22 protein-coding genes are annotated in these 21,599 nt (G+C 72.1%); 14 read left to right on the top strand and 8 right to left on the bottom strand.

All coding sequences use genetic code 11. From position 1 onward, the window contains the following. Nucleotides 1-90 precede the first annotated feature (90 nt). Together ACIBVL_RS15275 and ACIBVL_RS15280 are read left to right on the top strand one after the other, a co-directional pair. On the top strand, nucleotides 91-1,764 hold the full coding sequence (locus tag ACIBVL_RS15275) for an AMP-binding protein (protein WP_399097612.1): 1,674 nt from the start codon (nucleotides 91-93) through the stop codon (nucleotides 1,762-1,764). Beyond that, nucleotides 1,761-3,344, top strand: coding sequence for an AMP-binding protein (locus ACIBVL_RS15280; protein ID WP_399097613.1), 1,584 nt, complete (start codon nucleotides 1,761-1,763; stop codon nucleotides 3,342-3,344). The genes ACIBVL_RS15275 and ACIBVL_RS15280 overlap by 4 nt, the downstream gene beginning before the upstream one ends. A 30-nt stretch (nucleotides 3,345-3,374) precedes the next feature. Here ACIBVL_RS15280 and ACIBVL_RS15285 read toward each other — a convergent pair whose 3' ends face one another. Both ACIBVL_RS15285 and ACIBVL_RS15290 read right to left on the bottom strand, forming a co-directional pair. Beyond that, on the bottom strand, nucleotides 3,375-4,097 hold the full coding sequence (locus ACIBVL_RS15285; protein WP_399097614.1) for a hypothetical protein: 723 nt from the start codon (nucleotides 4,095-4,097) through the stop codon (nucleotides 3,375-3,377). Nucleotides 4,098-4,482: 385 nt separating this feature from the next. Further along, nucleotides 4,483-4,728, bottom strand: a complete 246-nt coding sequence (locus tag ACIBVL_RS15290) for a hypothetical protein (RefSeq protein WP_399097615.1) — start codon at nucleotides 4,726-4,728, stop codon at nucleotides 4,483-4,485. A 260-nt stretch (nucleotides 4,729-4,988) separates the two neighbouring features. Here ACIBVL_RS15290 and ACIBVL_RS15295 point away from each other — a divergent pair, with 260 nt between their 5' ends. The 6 genes from ACIBVL_RS15295 (at nucleotide 4,989) to ACIBVL_RS15320 (ending at nucleotide 8,983) form a co-directional block, all read left to right on the top strand. Next, nucleotides 4,989-5,252, top strand: coding sequence for a hypothetical protein (locus ACIBVL_RS15295; protein ID WP_399097616.1), 264 nt, complete (start codon nucleotides 4,989-4,991; stop codon nucleotides 5,250-5,252). After that, nucleotides 5,249-5,617, top strand: coding sequence for a helix-turn-helix domain-containing protein (locus tag ACIBVL_RS15300; RefSeq protein WP_399097617.1), 369 nt, complete (start codon nucleotides 5,249-5,251; stop codon nucleotides 5,615-5,617). Before ACIBVL_RS15295 ends, ACIBVL_RS15300 begins: the two co-directional genes overlap by 4 nt. A 142-nt stretch (nucleotides 5,618-5,759) precedes the next feature. Next, a complete protein-coding gene (uraD, locus tag ACIBVL_RS15305) occupies nucleotides 5,760-6,269 on the top strand; it encodes a 2-oxo-4-hydroxy-4-carboxy-5-ureidoimidazoline decarboxylase (protein WP_399097618.1) in 510 nt (169 codons plus the stop codon). A gap of 6 nt (nucleotides 6,270-6,275) precedes the next feature. Beyond that, nucleotides 6,276-6,683, top strand: coding sequence for a hydroxyisourate hydrolase (gene uraH, locus ACIBVL_RS15310; protein ID WP_399097619.1), 408 nt, complete (start codon nucleotides 6,276-6,278; stop codon nucleotides 6,681-6,683). Nucleotides 6,684-6,687: 4 nt separating this feature from the next. Continuing rightward, the gene (gene pucL / locus ACIBVL_RS15315; RefSeq protein WP_399097620.1) at nucleotides 6,688-7,581 is read left to right on the top strand and encodes a factor-independent urate hydroxylase; all 894 of its coding nucleotides are present in this window, start codon (nucleotides 6,688-6,690) and stop codon (nucleotides 7,579-7,581) included. 28 nt (nucleotides 7,582-7,609) lie between these two features. Then, complete coding sequence (locus tag ACIBVL_RS15320; RefSeq protein WP_399097621.1) at nucleotides 7,610-8,983, top strand: 8-oxoguanine deaminase; 1,374 nt, start codon at nucleotides 7,610-7,612, stop codon at nucleotides 8,981-8,983. A 98-nt stretch (nucleotides 8,984-9,081) separates the two neighbouring features. Here the strand turns inward: ACIBVL_RS15320 and ACIBVL_RS15325 are convergent, their stop codons facing one another. From ACIBVL_RS15325 to ACIBVL_RS15335, 3 genes are all read right to left on the bottom strand, one after another. Then, nucleotides 9,082-9,504: an acyl-CoA thioesterase gene (locus tag ACIBVL_RS15325; RefSeq protein ID WP_399097622.1), complete on the bottom strand. Its 423-nt coding sequence runs from the start codon at nucleotides 9,502-9,504 to the stop codon at nucleotides 9,082-9,084. Nucleotides 9,505-9,563: 59 nt separating this feature from the next. Next, entirely contained in the window at nucleotides 9,564-10,226 is a 663-nt protein-coding gene (locus tag ACIBVL_RS15330; RefSeq protein ID WP_399097623.1) for a hypothetical protein, read from the bottom strand. A gap of 147 nt (nucleotides 10,227-10,373) precedes the next feature. After that, on the bottom strand, nucleotides 10,374-11,582 hold the full coding sequence (locus ACIBVL_RS15335; RefSeq protein WP_399097624.1) for a pyridoxal phosphate-dependent aminotransferase: 1,209 nt from the start codon (nucleotides 11,580-11,582) through the stop codon (nucleotides 10,374-10,376). Nucleotides 11,583-11,668: 86 nt separating this feature from the next. On the opposite strand from ACIBVL_RS15335, the gene ACIBVL_RS15340 reads away from it, so the two are divergent. Further along, entirely contained in the window at nucleotides 11,669-12,295 is a 627-nt protein-coding gene (locus tag ACIBVL_RS15340) for a winged helix-turn-helix transcriptional regulator (RefSeq protein WP_399097625.1), read from the top strand. Nucleotides 12,296-12,353: 58 nt separating this feature from the next. On the opposite strand, the gene ACIBVL_RS15345 is transcribed toward ACIBVL_RS15340, so the two are convergent. The 3 genes from ACIBVL_RS15345 to ACIBVL_RS15355 all read right to left on the bottom strand — a co-directional run bounded on the left by ACIBVL_RS15345 (nucleotide 12,354) and on the right by ACIBVL_RS15355 (nucleotide 16,042). Next, complete coding sequence (locus ACIBVL_RS15345) at nucleotides 12,354-13,157, bottom strand: hypothetical protein (protein ID WP_399097626.1); 804 nt, start codon at nucleotides 13,155-13,157, stop codon at nucleotides 12,354-12,356. Further along, entirely contained in the window at nucleotides 13,157-14,419 is a 1,263-nt protein-coding gene (locus ACIBVL_RS15350; protein ID WP_399097627.1) for a VWA domain-containing protein, read from the bottom strand. Before ACIBVL_RS15350 ends, ACIBVL_RS15345 begins: the two co-directional genes overlap by 1 nt. Before the next feature lie 78 nt (nucleotides 14,420-14,497). Then, nucleotides 14,498-16,042: an IucA/IucC family protein gene (locus ACIBVL_RS15355; RefSeq protein WP_399097628.1), complete on the bottom strand. Its 1,545-nt coding sequence runs from the start codon at nucleotides 16,040-16,042 to the stop codon at nucleotides 14,498-14,500. A 94-nt stretch (nucleotides 16,043-16,136) separates the two neighbouring features. Between ACIBVL_RS15355 and ACIBVL_RS15360 the strand changes: the two genes are divergently transcribed. The 5 genes from ACIBVL_RS15360 to ACIBVL_RS15380 all read left to right on the top strand — a co-directional run bounded on the left by ACIBVL_RS15360 (nucleotide 16,137) and on the right by ACIBVL_RS15380 (nucleotide 21,581). After that, entirely contained in the window at nucleotides 16,137-17,672 is a 1,536-nt protein-coding gene (locus tag ACIBVL_RS15360; protein WP_399097629.1) for an IucA/IucC family protein, read from the top strand. A gap of 463 nt (nucleotides 17,673-18,135) precedes the next feature. Continuing rightward, on the top strand, nucleotides 18,136-19,056 hold the full coding sequence (locus tag ACIBVL_RS15365; protein ID WP_399097630.1) for an amidohydrolase family protein: 921 nt from the start codon (nucleotides 18,136-18,138) through the stop codon (nucleotides 19,054-19,056). Next, on the top strand, nucleotides 19,053-19,514 hold the full coding sequence (locus tag ACIBVL_RS15370; RefSeq protein WP_399097631.1) for a cupin domain-containing protein: 462 nt from the start codon (nucleotides 19,053-19,055) through the stop codon (nucleotides 19,512-19,514). Before ACIBVL_RS15365 ends, ACIBVL_RS15370 begins: the two co-directional genes overlap by 4 nt. Nucleotides 19,515-19,561: 47 nt before the next feature. After that, the gene (locus tag ACIBVL_RS15375; protein ID WP_399097632.1) at nucleotides 19,562-20,539 is read left to right on the top strand and encodes an aldo/keto reductase; all 978 of its coding nucleotides are present in this window, start codon (nucleotides 19,562-19,564) and stop codon (nucleotides 20,537-20,539) included. Between the two features lie 100 nt (nucleotides 20,540-20,639). Beyond that, the gene (locus tag ACIBVL_RS15380) at nucleotides 20,640-21,581 is read left to right on the top strand and encodes an SRPBCC family protein (RefSeq protein ID WP_399097633.1); all 942 of its coding nucleotides are present in this window, start codon (nucleotides 20,640-20,642) and stop codon (nucleotides 21,579-21,581) included. Nucleotides 21,582-21,599 lie beyond the last annotated feature (18 nt).

Below are 21,599 nucleotides of genomic sequence, written 5' to 3' on the forward strand. Positions count from 1 at the left end.
CCCCCTTTCGGGGGTAGTGAGACCTCCATCACGGATTACACGATGTCGGAGAGCCGCCCGGCAATGGTCCGGGGCCGAGGAGGACTGCACATGACGACGGCGACGGAGCTGTTCCGCAGCGCACGGGACTTCCTGCTGGAACACCGCGAGGACTACGCGGCCGCCTACGAGGGCTTCGAGTGGCCCCGCCCGGAACACTTCAACTGGGCCCTCGACTGGTTCGACGTCATCGCCGACGGCAACGACCGCACGGCCCTGCACATCGTGGAGGAGGACGGCTCCGAGACTCGGCTGACCTTCGCCGAGCTGTCCGAGCGCTCCGACCGGGTCGCGAACTGGCTGCGCGCGCGAGGGGTGAGCGCCGGCGACCGGATCCTCGTCATGCTCGGCAACCAGGCCGAGCTGTGGGAGACCGCCCTGGCCGCGATGAAGCTGCGCGCGGTCGTCATCCCGGCCACCCCGCTGCTCGGGCCCGCCGACCTGCGCGACCGAGTCGACCGCGGCCGGGTCGGGCAGGTGATCGTACGCGCCGGTGACACCGCCAAGTTCGACGACGTCCCCGGCGCCTACACGCGCATCTGCGTCGGCGGTCTGCCCCAGGAGGGCTGGGAGCCGTACGAGGACGCGTACACGGCCCCCGCCGAGTTCCTCCCGGACGGCCCCACACTCGCCGACGACCCGCTGATGCTGTACTTCACCTCGGGCACCACGGCCCGCCCCAAGCTGGTGGAGCACACCCACATCTCGTACCCGATCGGCCACCTGGCGACGATGTACTGGATCGGGCTGAAGCCGGGGGACGTGCACCTGAACATCTCCTCGCCCGGCTGGGCCAAGCACGCCTGGTCGAATCTCTTCGCACCCTGGAACGCGGAGGCGACCGTCTTCATCCACAACTACACGCGCTTCGACGCGGGCCGGCTGATGGCGGAGATGGACCGCGCGGGTGTCACCTCCTTCTGCGCGCCGCCGACCGTGTGGCGGATGCTCATCCAGGCCGACCTCACCCAGCTGAGCACCCCGCCGAGGGAGGTCGTCGCGGCCGGTGAGCCGCTGAACCCCGAGGTGATCGAGCAGGTCCGGCGGGCCTGGGGGGTGACCGTCCGGGACGGTTTCGGGCAGACCGAGACGGCCGTGCAGGTCGCCAACAGCCCCGGGCAGGAGCTGAAGACCGGTTCCATGGGCCGGCCCAGCCCCGGCTACCGGGTGGAGCTGCTCGACCCGGTCTCGGGCGCCCCCGGCGCGCGGGAAGGGGAGATCGCGCTCGATCTGTCGGTGCGGCCGGTGGGCGTGATGACCGGCTACCACGGGGACGCCGACCGTACGGCCGAGGCGATGGCCGGGGGCTACTACCGCACCGGGGACATCGGCGCGCGCGACGACGACGGTTACCTCACCTACGTCGGACGGGCCGACGACGTCTTCAAGGCCTCCGACTACAAGATCAGCCCGTTCGAGCTGGAGAGCGCGCTGCTGGAGCACGCGGCGGTGGCCGAGGCGGCCGTCGTGCCCGCGCCCGACGCCTTGCGCCTCGCCGTACCCAAGGCGTATGTGGTCCTCGCCGAGGGCTGGGAGCCGGGTCCCGACACCGCGAAGGTGCTGTTCGAGCACTCCCGTGAGGTCCTCGCCCCCTACAAGCGGATCCGCCGTCTGGAGTTCGCCCCGCTGCCCAAGACCGTCAGCGGCAAGATCCGCCGCGTGGAGCTGCGCGAGGCGACGGAGGCGGGCTCGGGGAACGAGTACCGCGAGGAGGACTTCCGGTGAACTCGTACGCACACGGCACCAGCGAGACCCCTCTCCTCGGCGACACCATCGGCGCCGACCTGGACCGGGCCGTGGCCACCTGGCCGGACCGCGACGCCCTGGTCGACGTGCCCTCGGGGCGGCGCTGGACGTACGCCGAATTCGGCGCGGACGTCGAGAAGCTGGCCTCGGCCCTGCTGGGCGCCGGGGTCGCCAAGGGCGACCGGGTGGGGATCTGGGCGGTCAACTGCGCGGAGTGGGTGCTCGTCCAGTACGCCACCGCCCGCATCGGGGCGATCATGGTCAACATCAACCCGGCCTACCGCACCCACGAGGTCGAGTACGTCCTCAACCAGGCCGGAGTCCTGCTGCTCTTCGCCTCCCTCGGCCACAAGAGCAGCGACTACCGCGCGATGGTCGAGCAGGTGCGGCCCCGGTGCCCCGCGTTGCGCGAGGTGGTGTACATCGGCGACCCGAGCTGGGAGGCGCTGCTGGCCGGGGCGACCCCGGACGCCCGCCCCGAGGACCTGTCCTGCGACGACCCGATCAACATCCAGTACACCTCGGGCACGACGGGCTTCCCCAAGGGGGCGACCCTCTCCCACCACAACATCCTCAACAACGGTTACTTCGTCGGCGAGATGATCGCCTACAGCGAGCAGGACCGGATCTGCATCCCCGTGCCCTTCTACCACTGCTTCGGCATGGTGATGGGCAACCTGGCGGCCACCTCGCACGGCGCCTGCATGGTGATCCCGGCCCCGTCCTTCGACCCCGGGGCCACCCTGGCGGCGGTCCAGCAGGAGCGGTGCACGTCCCTGTACGGCGTCCCGACCATGTTCATCGCGGAGCTGAACCTCCCCGACTTCGCGACGTACGACCTCTCCTCCCTGCGCACCGGCATCATGGCGGGGTCGCCCTGCCCGGTGGAGGTGATGAAGCGGGTGGTCGCCGAGATGAACATGGCGCAGGTGTCGATCTGTTACGGCATGACCGAGACCTCGCCCGTCTCCACCCAGACCCGCCGCGACGACGACCTGGAGCACCGCACGGGAACGGTCGGCCGCGTCCTGCCCCACATCGAGGTCAAGGTCGTCGACCCGGCGACGGGGGTGACCCGGCCCCGAGGGAGCGCCGGCGAGTTGTGCACCCGCGGCTACAGCGTGATGCTCGGCTACTGGAACGAACCCGAGAAGACCGCCGAGGCGATCGACACGGGCCGCTGGATGCACACCGGGGACCTGGCGGTGATGCGCGAGGACGGCTACCTGGAGATCGTCGGCCGGATCAAGGACATGATCATCCGGGGCGGGGAGAACATCTACCCGCGCGAGATCGAGGAGTTCCTCTACGGCCACCCGAAGATCCAGGACGTCCAGGTCGTCGGCGTCCCGCACGAGAGGTACGGCGAGGAGGTCCTCGCCTGTGTGATCCCGCGCGACGCGGCCGACCCGCCGACGCTGGAGGAACTGCGCGCCCACTGCGAGGGCCGGCTCGCGCACTACAAGATCCCCAGCAGGCTCCAGGTACTGGAGGCGTTCCCGATGACGGTCTCCGGCAAGGTGCGCAAGATCGAGCTGCGGAACAACTACGGCGGGTAGGACCCCTGTGGCACGGCGGTGGCCGTCGCCTCAGGCGCCTCCGGCGTCGAGGGCGGCGGCCGCCGCGTTCACCGGCCGCGGGATGCCCGTGAGGTCCAGCAGGAACAGCGGGACGCGCAACCGGTCGGCGCCGGCGCGGGCCTCGTCGGCGTAGCCGGCGAGGGAGAAGTACACGCAGTCCGCTGACTGCGTCATCGCCGTCAGCCACAGACACTCCACGTCCCGCAGCGCGGCCGGGCGCACACTCGGGTCCACCTGCGCCAACAGCCCGCGGGCGGCGAGTCCGATGCCGGCGGTCGGCCGCTGATCGGCCCGCCGGACCTCGCCGTAGCCGAGCCGGCGCAGGTAGAGCGCGGTGGCGGTGACCGCGTCGAGAGCGGTGCGGATGGCCACGGACGGGAAGGCGCGGCGACCGTCCGCCGGGGCGGGCGGCACCGTCGGTGCCGGTGCCGGTGCCGGTGCCGGTGTTTCCGGCTCCCGTCCGGGGTCCGGCGGCTCGGTCACCGGGAGCCGTAGCACCGTTCCGCACGGGCAGCCCAGCTCCGGGTGCGGCCACTGACCTTGTCGGCCGCATGCCCCGCACCGCTGGGTGACCCACTGCTCGTCCCACGCGCGGTGTACGACGACCGCCGGCGCCGCTCGCGGGTCGAGTACCGGTGTGACGGGGGCCCCGCACGCGCACGGGTAGGACGGCGCGGTGTAGAGGCGCTCGCGCCGGCAGGCCGGGCAGCGCACCGGCACGCTCTCGGACATGGGCCCATCGTCCTCCTCCGGCCCCCCGCTTGTCCGTCTCTTGACGACCTTCGTGAGCGCCTTTGCCCAACGCGCCCGAGCCGGGCGTGCAGGGCGTCGACCCCGGAGGCCCGCCGCCGAGCCGGGCCACGCGCCTACCTCGATCAGGACGCCGAAGGCCTGAGCGGGTCCCACCGCGCGACGGCCGGGCGGACGGGGAGGCCGGGTCTGCCCGGCAGCCTCGGAGGACGCTTCCGAGGTCCGCAGTCTGCCGGGCCGGCCCCGTGACGGGGCCCGCCGCCCCCGTGCCGACGGGCCCCGCACGACCACAATGTGCCCTCACCCGGGCCCGGTCGAAGCCCCTCGAACCAGGTTCAGAGGTTGATTTGAGGTTGTCGTACCCCGCCTACGCCTCCCGCTGTCCGTGTCGCTCCGACAGCCCCGGCCAGTCCTCCGGTCCGCCGCCCTGCCATTCGATGAGGTCGCTCTCCGCGACGTCGGTCACGTACAGGTCGGCCAGCCGCAGGATCTCGCTGACGTCGTCCGCGTGCGTGGCGATGCCCAGGGTCTCGTCGCCCTCGGTGACCCGCCGCGATCCGTCCAGGGCCGGTGGATGCACCACGACGTGCGGATGCTCCGTTGGATGTGCCATGCCTTCAGCGTCCTGCCGGCAGGCCCGGCCCGCATGCCGAGGGGGCACGCGCGGCCCTTGCCGTCCGCGCCCGCGGACTCGACCAGCTCGGCTGACGTCGAAGCGCTGGTCTGCGCATCCCATCGGTCGCGGCGACCCTTCCCTTTGGGTGCAATCCGTATTGCGGAATTTGTCTTCTGTGCCTTGGGAGATTGCCGTCGGCAGTCCGGGCATGTCGAGAGAGGTCGGCGGAAAACGGCACCGCGCGTTAGGTTGTGCGCGTGCGATTGAGAGTGGAGTTCACGACCGAGCCCTTCGACCTCGACGAGGCACCCGCGCACGCGCTGGTCGCCCGTGAGGTGATCGAGGCCGCCGACCTCGACGCGGTCGACGTCGGGCCGTTCGGCAACACCGCGGAGGGCGGTGCCGACGTGGTCCTCGCCGCCGTGGACGCCCTGTTGCGCAAGTCGCTCGGCGCGGGCGCCACCCGGATCTCGCTCCAGGTCAACGTCCTCGGCGGGGACGGCAGCGGGGAGGGTGCGTGACCGGCGCCGGTGACGAGCACTTCATCGCGGCCGTGAAGCCGCTGGTCGACGCGATGGGCGGCGAGTTGGTCCCGCCCGACGAGGCCGGCCCCGACGATGTGACCCTCGCCTGGCAGGGCGCCGACGTCGTCGCCGTACGACTGCCCCAGCTCGCCGACTCCCTCGACCACATCCTGGCCGCCATGGAGCGCAAGAAGGGCAAGCCCCTCGCCGACCTGGACCGCAAGGCCAAGCAGGAGGTCGTCCGGATACTGGAGGCGCGTGGCGCCTTCTCCGTCCGGCACGGCGTGGAGACCGTCGCGAGCGCGCTCGGGGTGAGCCGCTTCACGGTGTACAACTACCTCAACCGGGACAAAGAGGTCTGATCCGTCCGTCGGGACCCGGTGGGTCGGGCGGGGTTCGTTACCCGGAATTTTCAACAAAGTGTTGACGCGGCTTCGCGGGGAGGCGTTAGCTGGGCGCAGTCCGTTCGGCACGACGGCCGTCTCCGCGGCCACGGAGGCTCCCGTGACTTCGACTTCCACGCCCCCGGGCCTGGCCCGGTTCAACGACCTCGAGGAGTCCGCGGCCCTCGCCGTCCTCCTCGAGGCGTGCGCCTCCACGGCGTGGGCTCGGCGGTTGCTCGCGGCCCGCCCCTACGTCACCGCCGACGACCTGTACGCCGCGAGCGACGCCGCCATGGCCGGGCTGACCGCGGCCGACCTGGAGGAGGCGATGGCCGGGCACCCGCCGATCGGCCGGCCCAGGCCCGGCGACCCGACCTCGGCCCGCGAGCAGCGAGGCATGTCGGGTGCCTCCGAGGAGCTCAGGGCGGAGATGCTCGAACTCAACCTGGCCTACCAGGAGAAGTTCGGCCATGTCTTCCTGATCTGCGCCACCGGCCGCACCGGCGAGCAGATGCGCGACGCCGTCAAGGAGCGCATCGGCAACGCTCCGGAGCGGGAGCGGGAGATCGTCCGGACCGAGCTGGGAAAGATCAACCGTATCCGGCTCGCCCGACTCGTCGCAGAGGACTGACGCACCATGAGCACCAGCACCACCGCCTCCGTGTCCACGCACGTCCTGGACACCAGCGTCGGCCGCCCCGCCCCGGGTGTCGCCGTCCGGCTCGCGGCCCGCAGCGGCCGTGACGCGGACTGGCAGGCGCTCGGCGGCTCCGCGACGGACGCGGACGGGCGGTGCAGGGACCTCCCGGCGCTGCCGGAGGGGACCACCCATGTACGGCTCGACTTCGCGGTGGAGCCGTACCTCGAGACATCCGCGAAGAAGCAAGCCGATGCGCAGCAGGACGCCCCCGCGAATCGGGACAGCGGTGCGACAGGAGCGTTCTTTCCGGAGGTGGCGATCACCTTCGCCGTCAGGCCGGGCGAGCACTACCACGTACCGCTGCTGCTCAACCCGTTCGGCTACTCCGTATACCGAGGGAGCTAGCTCCATGCCCATCCTGGGACAGAACCAGTACGGCAAGGCCGAGAACCGAGTCGTGAAGATCACGCGGGACGGCGCCACCCACCACGTCAAGGACCTCAACGTGTCGGTGTCGCTGAGCGGCGACATGGACGAGGTCCACTACTCCGGCTCCAACGCCAGTGTCCTGCCGACCGACACCACCAAGAACACGGTGTACGCGTTCGCCAAGGAGTACGGCATCGCGTCCGCCGAACAGTTCGGCATCCACCTCGCCCGTCACTTCGTGACCTCGCAGCAGCCGATCCACCGGGCGCGTATCCGGATCGAGGAGTACGCCTGGGAGCGGATCGAGCACTCCGGGAAGGGCGCGCACTCGTTCGTCCGCACGGGCCGGGAAACCCGCCTGACGCAGATCACCTTCGACGGTACGTCATGGGAGGTCGTCTCCGGCCTCAAGGACCTGGTCGTGATGAACTCGACCGACTCCGAGTTCTGGGGCTACGTCAGGGACAAGTACACGACGCTCCCCGAGGCGTACGACCGCATCCTGGCCACGCAGGTCTCCGGCCGCTGGCGCTTCAACTGGTCCGACGACGCGCAGGAGATGCCCGACTGGGAGGAGTCCTACGCGCGGACGAAGCAGCACATGCTCCAGGCCTTCGCCGAGACGTACTCGCTCTCGCTCCAGCAGACCCTCTACCAGATGGGTTCGCGGATCATCGACCACCGCGGCGAGATCGACGAGGTCCGCTTCTCACTCCCCAACAAGCACCACTTCCTGGTGGATCTGGAGCCGTTCGGGCTCAAGAACGAGAACGAGGTGTACTTCGCCGCCGACCGCCCCTACGGCCTGATCGAGGCCACCGTCCTGCGGGACGGCTGCGAGGCGCGCATCCCGGTGGACGTCACCAACCTCTGACGCGGACACGAAAACGAAGGACTCACCCATGACCCAGCGCATCGTCATCGAGAACGCCGCGATCGCGACCGTGGACGCGCAGGACACCGAGTACGCCTCCGGGCATGTCGTCGTCGCCGGCAACCGCATCGAGACGGTCGGCGCGGGCCCGGCGCCGGAGGGACTGGAGAACGTCGTCCGGCGCATCGACGCCACCGGGCACCTGATCACTCCCGGCCTGGTCAACACCCACCACCACTTCTACCAGTGGATCACCCGGGGACTGGCCGCCGACCACAACCTCTTCGACTGGCTCGTCGCGCTGTACCCGACCTGGGCGCGGATCGACGAGCCGATGGTCCGCGCGGCCGCCGAGGGCTCGCTGGCGATGATGGCCCGGGGCGGCGTGACCACCGCGATGGACCACCACTACGTCTTCCCCGAGGGCTCCGGCGACCTCTCCGGCGCCATCATCGGCGCCGCCCGCGAGATGGGCGTCCGCTTCACCCTGGCCCGTGGCTCCATGGACCGCAGCCAGAAGGACGGCGGTCTGCCCCCGGACTTCGCCGTCGAGACCCTCGAAGGGGCCCTCGCCGCCACCGAGGAGACCGTCAAGCGGCACCACGACGCCTCCTTCGACGCGATGACGCAGGTCGCCGTCGCCCCCTGCTCCCCGTTCTCCGTCTCCACCGAACTCCTCCGTGAGGGCGCCGCTGCGGCCCGCCGGCTCGGGGTGCGGCTGCACACCCACGGCTCGGAGACGGTGGAGGAGGAGAAGTTCTGCCACGAACTGTTCGGCATGGGCCCGACCGACTACTTCGAGTCCACCGGCTGGCTCGGCGAGGACGTGTGGATGGCGCACTGCGTCCACATGAACGACTCCGACATCGACGCCTTCGCCCGTACGAGGACGGGTGTCGCCCACTGCCCCTCGTCCAACGCCCGCCTGGCCGCCGGCATCGCCCGGGTCCCCGACATGCTGGCGGCCGGCGTCCCGGTCGGTCTCGGCGTCGACGGCACGGCGTCCAACGAGTCCGGCGAACTCCACACCGAGCTGCGCAACGCGCTGCTCATCAACCGCCTCGGCGCCCACCGTGAGGCCGCCCTGAACGCCCGTCAGGCCCTGCGCCTCGGCACCTTCGGTGGCGCCCAGGTCCTGGGCCGGGCGCGGGAGATCGGCTCGCTGGAGCCGGGCAAGCTCGCCGACCTGGTGCTGTGGCGGCTGGACACCCTCGCCCACGCCTCCATCGCCGACCCGGTCACCGCACTGGTCCTCGGTGCGGCCGCCCCCGTCACCGCCTCCTTCGTGAACGGCCGTCAGATCGTCGAGGACGGCCACCTGCTGACTGCCGACGAGGACGCGATCGCCCGCTCGACACGAGCGCAGGCACAGCGCCTGGCCCGGATCGCAGGCCGGGCCTGACGAGTCGAGGACTCCGGCCGAGGGGACGGCCCTCGCCGGAGCCATGGTCCCTGGTGGGACCCGTGGCGCCCGCGCCCAGAGGTGGTGCCACCGCGGCCTTAGAGCCCGAACAGGCCCGGATCCGAGGCCAGTTCCTTGAACCAGCCCTGCGGGTTCGCCACCATCCGCCGCTCCCTGAGGTCCAGCAGACCGCCGACCGCCGTCAGCTCGGCCGCGACCGTGCCGTCCGTCTTGCGAATGGTCTGCTCGATCCGGAACGTCTTGCCGTCGCCCCACTCGAAGACACAGGTCACCTCGACCTCGTCACCGGCGACGAGCTCCCGCTTGTAGCGGATGGTCGTCTCCAGGGCGACCGGCCCCACGCCTCTCCCGGTCAGGCCGGCCTGGCTGATGCCCGCGGCCTGCAGCAGGGACCAGCGGGCGTGTTCCGCGTAGTTGATGTACACGCTCTGGTTGACGTGCCCCTGAACGTCCGTCTCGTACCCGCGGACGGTGATCCGGACGGAAAACGGCTCGCTCACTGCTTCCCCTTCTCGTGGACGGGGGATCGATGCCCCGGGCACCGATCTTGGCATGTCCCTCACACCCGGCGTGGGGAAGCCAGCAGATAGCGCGCCCTGGTCCGGGGGTCGGTGTGCGCGCCGACCTGCCAGCCCGCCTTCTCCAGTGTCGCCGCACAGGCCCGCAGCGTCGCGTCGTCCGGTCCGCGCACGGCGACCGCCTCCGGCTGCGGAGTCGCCCGCACCCGGTAGCCACCGCCGTCCGTCCCGGTGCCCGCGGGGTCCGGTCCGGCCGGGCGGTGTCCGGCCGCCTCCAGGGCGAGCGCGGCGGCCCGCACCAGGTGGGTGCGCTCCCAGCCGCACGGCCGGTCCACAGCGCCGTCGGGGTTGGTCATCCGGCGCAGCTCCAGCAGCCCCTGCCAGGCGCTGTGCGCCTCCCGCAGGCGGGCCGGGCCGCCCCCGCCGGCGTCCTCCTCGCCGCCGACCCGCGCGGTGAACACACCGGTGTCGGCCTTCTCCCCGGCAGGCACGGGAGCGGGCGGGACCACGGTCTCGGCCCCCGCCTCCCGTATCCGATGGCCCGCCGCTGTCAGAAAGTGGTCGTGCGGCGGCCGCGGGTGCCGGAACGCGAGCCCCCGCCTCACCAGCGCCGCGAGCTGCGCCTCGGTACCCCTGAGCCGCCCGGTGACGGGCTCGGCGGCATCGATCACACGCCGCTGCGCGGCGGTCGGGGGTCGGGTCACGGCGTGCTCCTTCCGAGGGTGGGCCCACTCGGAAGGCTACGGCCAGGGTCCGACATTCCAGCCGGCGATCATCCGGCGCCCGTGCCCGGTGCCCGGTCGGCGCGGGGTGCCCGTGGCGAACCGGAACGGCGCACCGGATCGGCAGGACTACTGCCGGTACCCGCTGAGGAAGCGGCCGATCCGTCCGATCGCCGCCTCCAGGTCGTCCGCGTGGGGGAGGGTGAGGATGCGGAAGTGGTCGGGCGTGGGCCAGTTGAAGCCGGTGCCCTGGACGACCTGGATCTTCTCCCGCAGGAGCAGGTCCAGGACGAACTTCTCGTCGTCGTGGATGGGGTGCACCTTGGGGTCGATGCGCGGGAACGCGTACAGCGCGCCCTTCGGCTTCACGCACGACACGCCCGGGATCTCGTTGAGCTTCTCCCAGGCCACGTTCCGCTGCTCGTGGAGCCTGCCGCCGGGCGTGGTGAGGTCGCGGATGGACTGCCGGCCGCCGAGCGCGGCCTGGATGGCGTACTGGGCGGGCGCGTTGGCGCACAGCCGCATGGAGGCCAGCATCGTGAGCCCCTCCAGGTAGTCCTTCGCGTGCTGCCTGGGGCCGGTCACGACGAGCCAGCCGGAGCGGAAGCCCGCCACGCGGTACGTCTTCGACAGGCCGCAGAAGGTGAGGACCACCAGGTCGGGGGCGAGCGCGGCGGCCGAGTGGTGCACGGCGTCGTCGTACAGGATCTGGTCGTAGATCTCGTCGGCGAAGACCATCAGGCCGTGCCTGCGGGCTAGGTCGAGGATGCCCTCGATGATCTCCTTGGGGTAGACCGCGCCGGTGGGGTTGTTCGGGTTGATGATGACCACGGCCTTGGTACGGCCCGTGATCCTGGAGGCCATGTCCTCCAGGTCCGGGTACCAGTCGGCCTGCTCGTCGCAGAGGTAGTGGACCGCCTTGCCGCCGGCCAGCGTGGTGACGGCCGTCCACAACGGGAAGTCCGGCGCCGGGATCAGGATCTCGTCGCCGTCCTCCACCAGGGCCTGCACGGCCATGGAGATCAGCTCGGAGATGCCGTTGCCGAGGAAGACGTCGTCGACGCCGACCTCCAGGCCCAGGGTCTGGTAACGCTGGGCCACGGCACGGCGGGCGGAGAGGACGCCGCGCGAGTCGGTGTACCCGTGCGCCTGCGGCAGCATCCGGATCATGTCCTGGAGGATCTCCTCCGGCGCCTCGAAGCCGAAGAGCGCCGGGTTGCCGGTGTTCAGGCGCAGCACGCTGTGGCCCGCCTCCTCGAGCGCGTTGGCGTGCTCGACCACCGGGCCGCGGATCTCGTAACAGACCTCGCTGAGCTTGTTCGACTGCCGGAACTCCATGCGCGCTCGCCCTCCGGTTCGTTGTGTTGCTTGGTTTTACCAAGTTCCAGCTTGGAAAGTCCAACGACATGTCTAGACTGCGTGCCATGTCACGTCGCCGAAGCTACGACCAGTACTGTTCCGCCGCCCGCGCGCTCGACACCGTCGGCGACCGCTGGACCCTGCTGATCGTCCGGGAGCTGCTCGCCGGCCCGCGCCGCTACACCGACCTGCACGCCGATCTGCCGGGCGTCAGCACGGACGTACTCGCCGGTCGGCTGCGGGACATGGAGCGGGACGGGCTGACCACCCGGCGGCGGCTGCCTCCGCCGGGCGCGGCATACGTCTACGAACTCACGGCGCGAGGCCGGGAGTTGCTGCCGGTCCTCCAGGCCCTGGGCAAGTGGGGCGAGGGCGAACTCGGCGAACGCCGGCCCACCGACGCCGTCCGCGCGCACTGGTTCGCGCTGCCGCTGCTGCGCGCGCTGGAGGGCGAGGGAGTCGTCGAAGTCCGGCTGGAGGAGGGGGACTTCCATCTGTACGTCGGTGCCGAGGACGGGCCGGTCTACGGCGACGGGCCCGCCCCCGGGGAGCCCGACGCGCGCCTCACGCTGGACACCGGCACCTGTGTGGCCCTTGCCCAGGGGGAGTTGAGCGTGGTGGACGCGGTACGCACCGGGCGGATGGAGGTCGGCGGGGGCGGGACGCTCGCCAAGGCCCTTCGGGAGGCGTGATGCGCGAAAGGCCCACCGCGGCGTCGCGGTGGGCCTTCTGGCGCCGCGTCAGGAATGCTCAGGCGCCCGGAGGCACCTGCCGCGGCCGGCCCGACCCCCGGGTCAGGGTGTAGCCGCCGATGCCGGCGAGCGCGGCCAGCACCGCGCCGACGCCCGTCCACACCCAGCGGTCGGACCACCAGCCCGACGCCCAGCCGTCGTCCGGTTCGATGCTCGACAGCACGGCGGACGCCGACGAGTCGTCGTCGTCCTCCTTGGACTCGACCGCGACCCCGGGGACGAGCGGCTTCGCCAGCGAGCCGTCCACGGCCGCCGCGCCGCCGATGTCCTTGGAGTCCACCCGCAGTTCGGCGCTGACCGGCAGGCCCAGATCGGCCGCCTTCAGGCCGGTGACCGTGAGCCGGACGTAGTACGTACCCGGCAGCGGGTCGTCGGCCCACGGCTCCGACCAGGCGCGGACCGTGCGCAGGACGCAGGCCGGCTCCACGGAACCGGTGCCCTGGGCGGCGATGCGGGTCTGGGCGCCGTACTGGCAGGCCTGGCGGCGCCGCAGTCCGTCGTACACGTCGATCTGCCAGGTCTGCGCCGCGTGCGCGTCGGGCAGCTTCACGGTCGCCTTGACGGTGGGCCGCTGGCCGGTGTCGGCCGGGAACGACCAGTACAGGTAGTCACCCGTGGAGGCGCTCGCGGTGGCCGTCTGTCCCTGCTCGACCTCCACCGCCGTACGGAACGACGTGCCGGCCGAGGTGGGCGCGGAGCTGTCGCCGGACGGGCTCGCGGAAGGGGTGGAGTCGGCGGCGGCCGGTCCGGCCGCCAGCCCCAGCGCCAGCAGGGCGCCGCTCAACACTCGTGTGATTCGCATCAGTTGGTCCTCCAGACCGCGACACGCCAGCGCGACAGCCAGCCCCAGATCAGACCCGCGAGGAAGCCGGCCAGCACCAGGACGCCGAGCAGCCACCAGCCGCGGCCGAGGCCGAAGGAGGCCACGTCGCTCGCCGGCGAGGGACTGGCGACCACGTCCACGGTCAGCTCCACCGGCATACCGGGCGTGGTCTTCACCCCGGAGGCCGGCGAGTAGGAGTTCGTCACCTGCAGGCAGACCGTCTCGGCCGGCGCCTCGTCGTCGTCGCTCTCCGCCTTCGGGTAGCGCAGACCGGTGGAGACGACGTCGGTGCGTCCGATGCCCGCCGCCTCACCGCGCACGATCTCCCGGCCGTGCACCGTGACCGCGCGCAGCAGCACGCCGTAGTCGGGGTTCATGGCCCGGTCCGCCGCGACGCTCACCGAGGCCCGCAGTTCCTGGCCGGGGTTCACGTCCACCCGGTACCAGCGCTCCTGGCCGAACTCCTCACGGTCGGTGTAGAGGCCCGACTTGAGGGCGGGTGCCTTGGAGCAGGAGTCCGCGCCCTCGGTGGCGACCGGGGTGACCACCGGATCGGCGGCGCGGTCGACCAACTGGTTGACCTTGTCGGTGAGTTCCTCGGTGTGCTCCACCGAGGTGTACGTCCCGCCGGTGGCCTCCGCGATGCAGCTGAGCTGCCGGCGCATCTTCGTGTTGGGCACCAGGCCGAGGGTGTCGATGGTCAGGCCGATGCCCTTGGCCGCGATCTCGCGGGCCACCTCGCACGGGTCGAGCGGAGCGCAGGTGTCCTCGCCGTCGCTGATCAGCACGATCCGCTTCGAGCCGCTGCCGCCGTCGAGGTCGTCCGCCGCCTTCAGCAGGGCGGGGCCGATCGGCGTCCAGCCGGTGGGGGACAGGGTGGCCACCGCCGTCTTGGCCTCGGTGCGGTCCAGCGGGCCGACCGGGTAGAGCTGGGCGGTGTCCTTGCAGCCCGTCTTCTGGTCGTCGCCCGGGTAGTCGGCGCCCAGGGTGCGGATGCCGAGCAGCACGTTCTCCGGGGTCGCGTCCAGCACCTCGTTGAACGCCTGCTTGGCCGCGGCCATGCGCGTCCCGCCGTCGATGTCCTTCGTCCGCATCGAACCGCTGACGTCGAGGACCAGGTCGACCTTGGGTGCGAGGGCGGTGGTCTCGTCGGCGACCGCCCCGGCCGGGAACGCGAGCCCGGCCGTGAGCGCGGCGAGCAGGGCGCAGACGCCCGCCGCCAGCCGTTGTGTTCTGATCATCGGCGGATCCTATTGATCAGGGGGGTCCCGCCACAAAACGGGGTCGACGGCAGAGGGCGGACGGGAACCGGGACAGCGTCAGCCGATCGCCCCGGCAACGGGGTTGGGCAGCGCGGCCCACTGGTCCCCGGCCGCCCCGGGCGACAGCCGCATCAGCGTCAGCGCCTTCGCCGGCAGCGGCTCCTCGCACAGCGCCACCAGATCGGGGGTGCGCGGCAGATCCCGTACGGCCGTCTCCAGCGCCGCCCGCAGCGCCGTACCGCTGCCCGCCGTCGCGGCCAGCGCACCCGCCACCAGCGAGCCGAACAGCTTGCGCCGCAAAGCCGTCACGTCGTCCGTGAGGATGCGCGCGGGCAGGTCGTCCGGCAGCGGGACGCCGTGCCGGGCCAGGCGGGCGGGGCCGACGCGGATGTCGGCGAGGTCGCGGTAGACCAGCCGCAGCGGGGCGCCCGACGCCGACAGGACGACGAGGAGGTTCTGGCCGTGCGCCTCCAGGGCCACCCCCAGCTCCAGCAGGCGCAGTCCGACGGTGAGGGCGAGCCGTGCGAACTCGGCCGTCCAGGCAGGAGAGCCGGGCAGGTCGGTGGTGGCGAGCGCGGCCACCGGGACCACGTGCTCGCCCGGACGCGCGTACACCGCGGGCGACTCCCGCAACACCGCCGCCAGGTCGGGGGAGTCGGGGGTGGCCGCGCCCAGGGTGCGGGTCACGTGCAGCAGGCCGTCCGTGCGCGCGGCGACGGTCTCCCCGAAGCGCGACAGGGCGGCCGAGGCGGCGACGGACGCGACGGAGATGTCCCGCACCGAGGACGTCAGACGGGCGCTCAGCGCGGTCTTCACATGCGGCCCGCCGGGCAGCGCGAGCGTGCGCAGCGACATCAGCGGATGCGCCGTCGTCCCCCGCTCGCAGGACCGCTTGAGCACATGCGCCGCCTGCCAGGGATGCACCGGGATCAGCAGCCGGTCCCCGTCCCGCAGGTCCTCGGGCCACCGGCCCGACACCAGGCACTCCCCGGCCGGCACCGGCAGCAGCCCCAGCCGCACCGCCGGCCGGTGCTCAGGGCCGTACGCCAGCTGCTCGGCCACCGAGAAGCCGGGCCGGGAACGGCAGTTGGGGTGATACGGGTGCCCGTCGACGACCCGCTGCTCCCACTCCCAGTCGTGTGCCGGCCACCCCGGCGAGGAAGGCTCCTGGGCGGCCCGCGACAGCGCCAACGACGCGGCGCTGTGACCGAGTTCGGCGGCGAGGCCCCCGCCGTGCGGCACCGCCAGCTCGGTCATCAGCCGGGCGGGATCGTCGTACGCCACCCCGTCCAGCCGTACCTCGGTCACGTACGCGGCGGTCGCGTACGGGTCGGACCACGGGCCGTGCAGGCGCCGGCCGTCCCGCAGACGCAGGGTGAGGCCTTCCCCACCGGACTTCCCACTGGACGACCCGCCGGGCTGCCGGCCGGCCCCTCCACGGACGATCCAGGGCAGCGGCTCGTGGGCGAGGGCCCGCCACAGGCGGGTCAGCACGGCGGCCCGGGCGCCGGGCAGGGCGGCCGCGAACCGGGGGCCGAGGGCCGGGCGCAGCGCGGCCAGTTCGGCCGCCACCTCGGCCTCGGCGGTGGGGGGACGGTGCAAGGGTCGGCTCCTCGGGGTGCGGGTACGAAGTCACGGAGGGGCCGCGACGACAGCGATACTGATCGTCTCCGCCCAGAAGAACCGTAGGGAACGAGTGGAACGCGTGGACCTCATCCCCCCGCCCGCCGAGGCCGTGGCGCCCGCCGACGCAGCCGTGGCAGACGCCGTGGCCGACGCCTGCGCGGTCGCGCCCCTGCTCAACTGTCTCCTGCGGGAGGTGGCCGAGCCGCTGCCCGAGTCCCCGGCGGCGGACGGCCGGGCGCTGTACCGGCTGCCGGGGACCGGCCGGCTGCTGCGGGTGCGGGGCACCCGGCGGCCCGCCGAGCCCGAGGTGCGGTCGGCCGGCGCCTGGCGCCCGCTCGGCCACACCGAGCTGGTCAAACTGGTCGCGGAGGAGCTGCGCCGCCACACCGGCCTGTCCAACCACGAACTCCCCGCCGAGATGATCGACAGCCGGGACGCGGTCGCCGCGCTGCTCGCGGCACGCGCGCGTGCGACCCCGCCCACCGGCCTCTACCTGCGCTCCGAGCAGTCCCTGGTCACCGGCCACCCCCACCACCCCGCCCCCAAGGCACGCGGCGGCGGCCCGGTCGCGGGCTGGCTGCCGTACGCCCCCGAGGCGTACGCCCGGTTCCCGCTGACCCTGCTGGCCGTGCGCGAGGACACCGTCGTCGAGGAGGGCGACACCTCCGCGCTGGACGCGCTCGGCGAGGCCCCGCCGGGCTACCGGCTGCTGCCCGCCCACCCCTGGCAGCTCGACCTGGCGGGCCGCGAACTGGCCCCGGCGTTCACCGACGGCCGTCTCCTGCGGCTCGGCACGACCACCTTCGAGGTCTGGCCGACGGCCGCCGTACGCACCCTGTACGCGCCCGGGCGTGACCTGTTCCTGAAGTTCAGCCTCGATGTACGCATCACCAACGACGTCCGCCGGCTGTGGCGCCACGACCTGCGGAAACTGCGCCGGACCGACGCGGCGGCGACCAAGGCCGTCGAGGCGGTCGACGGCCCGGCCGCCTGGCTGAGCGACCTGGGCTACCGCACCGCCGACTTCGCCTTCGAGGAACTGGCCGTCATGGTCCGTGACGGCCTGGGCGGCCATGTCGTGCCCGGCGCGACCCCGCTGCTCGCCGCGGGCCTGGTGGAGGGCTTCGAAGGCAGCCCGCTGCACGCCGCCGCGGATCCGGCGGCCTGGTGGGAGGCGTACCTCGCGGCCGTCGTGCCCCCGGCTCTCGCCGCCTTCGCCGACCACGGCGTCGTACTCGAAGCGCACCTGCAGAACACGCTGGTCGCCGTCGATGCCGACGGCATGCCGGTACAGGCGGTGTTCCGGGACGCCGAGGGCGTGAAACTGCTGCCGGACGTGGAGCGGGCCGCGGGCTGGGAGCGGCTGGTGTACTGCCTGGTCGTCAACCACCTCACCGAGATCGCCGCCGCCCTCGCCGAGCGGCACCCCGGCTTCGAACCCTGGCCGGCCGCCCGCCGCGAGCTGGCCCGGCACGACCTGCCCGAGGTACGCGCCCTGCTCACCGCCCCCACCCTGCCCGGCAAGACGAACCTGCTGCTGCGCTGGACCGGCGCGGACGGCGCCGACGCCCGCTACCTGCCCCTGCCCAACCCGCTGGCCGGGTGAGGGCCGGCTCACCCTGGCCGGTGTGCTGCGCGGAGTCGTCCAGCCAGGAGAGCTGACCCGCGGTGATGCGGCGCTCGCGGACCCGCTGCGACACGTCTTTCGGTGCCTTTCACGGGCGCGTGCGCTCGATCCTCCCCCCGCGCTCCCCGGCAGCGCGGACGCTCCGCCGGGGCGTCGTGCGCCTCGCGAGCCCCGCTCAGCGGTGAGGGGCGCGGTGGTGGGTGAGACTCGTGCATCGGCGGCCCGCCGTGGACGAGCTGCAGCGCGCGCTTCCCGAGCGGCTCACGACGGGGGGAACCCGGGAGCTCGCCTCGCCGGGACCTCCGTGAGTTGCCTCGTGCGGGGCCCTGGCCGTCCCACCCATCCTCCAGGCTGCCGCTAGTCCTCGTTGCCAACCTCCCTTCGGCTCGCCACCGCGGGCCCGGCGAGTCACCGTCCACGTCACCGAAGCGAGGTAGAGCTGATGCCTGAAGGCCGCGTCGACACCCACCACCACGTGCTGCCGCCCGCCTACCGGAACTGGTTGATCGACAAGGGCCTGTACAAAGCACGGCCCGTGCCGTGGAGCGTGCAGCGCACGATCCGCATGCTGGACGATCACGGCATTCGGACGGCGATCGTCTCGACAGCCCCGATCGGGCTCCGGCTGGACGCGGAGGACATCGCTCCCAAGGCGCGCGAGGTCAATGAGTTCACGGCCGAGATGGCGAAGGACTACCCGGACCGGTTCGGATTCTTCGCGACCCTGCCGCTGCCCGATGTGGACGCCGCGCTCGAGGAGATCCGCGTCGCCTACGACGAGTTCGGGGCCGACGGTGTCCTGCTGCCGACCAACGTGCACGGACGCTACCTCGGCGACCCCGAGTTCGAACCTGTCTTCGAAGAGCTCAACCGGCGTAACGCCGTCCTGTTCACCCACCCCACGGGTGTCGGCGGGACCCCCGCGCCGGGCATCCCGTCGTACGTCGCGGACTACCTCCTCGACACGGTACGCACGGCGATCGACCTGGTGCGCACGGGACGCACGGTGAAGTACCCGAACGTGCGCATCATCCTGTCGCACGGCGGCGGCTTCGTGCCGTTCGCGGCCCACCGCATGGCCACCGCGCCTGCCACCTGGGGCGACCTCAGCACGGCGGACGTCGTGGAGCAGATGCGCTCCTTCTACTTCGACACCGCCCTCACGGCCAGTCCCTCCAGCCTGCCCAGTCTGCTTGCCTTCGCCAAGCCCGGACATGTCCTGTACGGAAGCGACTGGCCGTTCGCAGAGGAGGAGATCCCCTACTACAACGGCTTCCTCGACACCCATGACATGACGCCCCAGCAGCGGGACGGCATCAACCACGGCAACGCGCAGGCGCTGTTCCCGGGTCGGATCAAGTGACCGGCTTCCACTCCGCGACCAGCCGGAAGTACGTCCTTCTGCCGCCGGGTGTCGGCGAGCAGATGAACATCTTCGGCAACAGCTTCTCGATGAAGCTGAGCGGCGACGACACGGACGGCTCCCTCGCCATGATCGAGGCCGTCTTCCCGCCGGGCGGCAATGCCCCTCCCCACCTGCATCGCACCCACACCGAGGCGTTCTACGTGGTGAGCGGGCACTTCGAGGTGCTGACCGGCGACGAACTGATCGAAGCCGGCCCCGGCGCGTTCTGCTACGCACCGCGGGGTGTACCGCACGCCTTCAGGAACGTCGGCGACGCACCGGGCACGCTCCTCAGCGTCATCAACCCGGCCGGATACGAGAACCACTTCCGGGAGATCGACGCCATCCCGCCCGGGCAGGCCACCCCCGAGGTACTCAAGGAAATCTTCGACCGCTACGACCAGGAACCGGCCTGACTGCCCCTACTGGTCCAGCACGAGCAGCAACCTGGAGAGAGGGCCTTATGGACAACCGGCAACTGGGCAGCGGCGGACTGAAGGCATCCGCCCTCGGACTGGGCACCATGGGCATGGGCGGTTCGTACGGGCCGGCCGACGAGGCCGAAGCAGCGGTCACGGTACGGCGCGGCCTCGACCTGGGCGTGACCCTCATCGACACCGCGGACTTCTACGGTCCCGACGGTGCCAGCGAACAGACCGTGGGCAAGGGACTTGCCGGCCGGCGGGACGAGGCGGTCATCGCCTCGAAAACGGGAATGGTGGCCGCACCGGGCGGCCCCCCGCGCGTCAACGGACGGCCGGAGTTCATCAAGACGCGGATCGACGCGTCGCTGACGAGGCTCGGCACCGACCGCATCGACCTCTACTACCTGGCCCGAGTGGACCCGGACGTCCCCGTGGAGGAGTCGATCGGCGCGCTGGGCGAACTGGTCGCCGCGGGCAAGGTCGGGCACATCGGCCTGTGCGAGGTCTCCGCCGCCACGGTGCGCAGGGCCCACGCCGTGCATCCGATCGCCGCGGTGCAGACCGAGTACTCACTCTGGGAGCGCCACGTCGAGCGGGAGATCCTGCCCACGCTCCGGGAGTTGGGCGTGTCCCTGGTCGCCTACCGGCCGCTGGGCAGCGGATTCCTGAGCGGTGACCTGACCATGGACCGGCTGGCCATGGCGGACTTCCGGCGCAACGACCCCCGGCTGCAGGGGGACAACCTCTACACGAACATGATGCTGCTGCCGGTCCTGTACGAACTGGCCGAGAACAAGGGCGTCACCCCGGCGCAGCTCGCTCTCGCCTGGCTTCTCGCCCAGGGCGAGGACGTCATCCCGATCCCGGGCACCAAACGCCGCACCTATCTGGAGCAGAACGCGGCTGCCGTGGACGTCGAGCTGACCCCGGACGAGATTCAGGGGCTCACCGAGGCGGTCCCCGCTGCCCGAGGCGAGCGTTACCCGGCACCGCTGCTCAGGACGATCGACGTCTGACGCCGCTCCGTCCCTTCCCGTTCCTGGCGTGCCGAGGCCGTCCGCCTCCTGTGCGGACGGCCCTCGAGCCCGCTCCCCAAGGCCCGAAAGGAATGCTGCCATGAAGGTCACAGACACCACCGTCGTCCGAGCGCCCGCCGCTCAGGTACGGGAACTGGTGGCGGATGTACGGTGGTGGCCGCTGCTCTTCGAGAACATGGTCCATGTCGAGGTGCTGGAGCAGTCCGACGACGCCGACCGGTTGCGGCTGTGGGCCGTCGACGTCGATGCGGCCTTCGACGCGGTCGCCTCGCCCGGCCGCGACACCGTGGCCACGTCCGGAATCCTGCGCAGTTGGACGGCGCGTCGCACGTTCGGGCGGACCGGCACACCCACGATCGCCTTCCGGCAGGAGGCGCCGCAGCCGCCGCTGCTGTCCATGGGCGGCACCTGGGAGTTCCGCGCGGTGCCGGGCACGAACACCTGCGAGGTGACGCTGACCCACGAGGTGGAGGCCGACGGCGGCACGGACCGGCACCTCTGGATCGTTCCCATGGTCGAAGGCGCCACGAAATCCCAGCTCGCGGGGCTGAGGGCCGCGGCCCGTCTGCCGCGCTGCTCCGTGGCCGACCTCAGCGGTGCCGTGGACGTCCTCGGCGCAACCACCAGGCCCCTCGACGTCCTCGCGAGCCTCACCACACTGCCGGCGCCCGCGGACACGCTGCGCATTCCGCTGGCCTCCGACGCCTTCCTGGCCGCCGAGCCGGGCCGGCGTGGTGTCCGGCTGACGGTCTGCCTCGGCCTGCCCGGCGGCCGCGTCGTCACCAAGCGGCTCAGGCCGCCCGCCGCGCTGTTCGCGCTCACTGACGAGTGGAGGGTGAACTCCGGCACCGGCCCGGCCGACGGGCTCCAGGTCGGTGTCCACCGCAGGGCGCTGCTCTCCGCGGCACGGCAGGGACAGCCGGGACACGACCGCGTGGAGGACCGGGTGCGCTCCTGCCTGGCGGCGGACGTCCGCGACCGCCTCCAGTGGCTGGCCGCCCTGAGCCCGGTCGCGGCGTGAGCGACCGACCCGGTCCCG

Source organism: Streptomyces sp. NPDC049687, assembly GCF_044465285.1.
Classification (GTDB): domain Bacteria; phylum Actinomycetota; class Actinomycetes; order Streptomycetales; family Streptomycetaceae; genus Streptomyces.

Excerpts from the sequence above, each read along its gene's own strand:
- ACIBVL_RS15335 (WP_399097624.1), bottom strand. The coding sequence starts at position 11,582 with ATGGAGTTCCGGCAGTCGAACAAGCTCAGCGAGGTCTGTTACGAGATC.
- ACIBVL_RS15275 (WP_399097612.1), top strand. The coding sequence starts at position 91 with ATGACGACGGCGACGGAGCTGTTCCGCAGCGCACGGGACTTCCTGCTG.
- pucL (WP_399097620.1), top strand. The coding sequence starts at position 6,688 with ATGCCCATCCTGGGACAGAACCAGTACGGCAAGGCCGAGAACCGAGTC.
- ACIBVL_RS15350 (WP_399097627.1), bottom strand. The coding sequence starts at position 14,419 with ATGATCAGAACACAACGGCTGGCGGCGGGCGTCTGCGCCCTGCTCGCC.
- ACIBVL_RS15320 (WP_399097621.1), top strand. The coding sequence starts at position 7,610 with ATGACCCAGCGCATCGTCATCGAGAACGCCGCGATCGCGACCGTGGAC.
- ACIBVL_RS15290 (WP_399097615.1), bottom strand. The coding sequence starts at position 4,728 with ATGGCACATCCAACGGAGCATCCGCACGTCGTGGTGCATCCACCGGCC.
- ACIBVL_RS15375 (WP_399097632.1), top strand. The coding sequence starts at position 19,562 with ATGGACAACCGGCAACTGGGCAGCGGCGGACTGAAGGCATCCGCCCTC.
- ACIBVL_RS15365 (WP_399097630.1), top strand. The coding sequence starts at position 18,136 with ATGCCTGAAGGCCGCGTCGACACCCACCACCACGTGCTGCCGCCCGCC.
- uraH (WP_399097619.1), top strand. The coding sequence starts at position 6,276 with ATGAGCACCAGCACCACCGCCTCCGTGTCCACGCACGTCCTGGACACC.
- ACIBVL_RS15285 (WP_399097614.1), bottom strand. The coding sequence starts at position 4,097 with ATGTCCGAGAGCGTGCCGGTGCGCTGCCCGGCCTGCCGGCGCGAGCGC.
- ACIBVL_RS15345 (WP_399097626.1), bottom strand. The coding sequence starts at position 13,157 with ATGCGAATCACACGAGTGTTGAGCGGCGCCCTGCTGGCGCTGGGGCTG.
- ACIBVL_RS15340 (WP_399097625.1), top strand. The coding sequence starts at position 11,669 with ATGTCACGTCGCCGAAGCTACGACCAGTACTGTTCCGCCGCCCGCGCG.
- ACIBVL_RS15380 (WP_399097633.1), top strand. The coding sequence starts at position 20,640 with ATGAAGGTCACAGACACCACCGTCGTCCGAGCGCCCGCCGCTCAGGTA.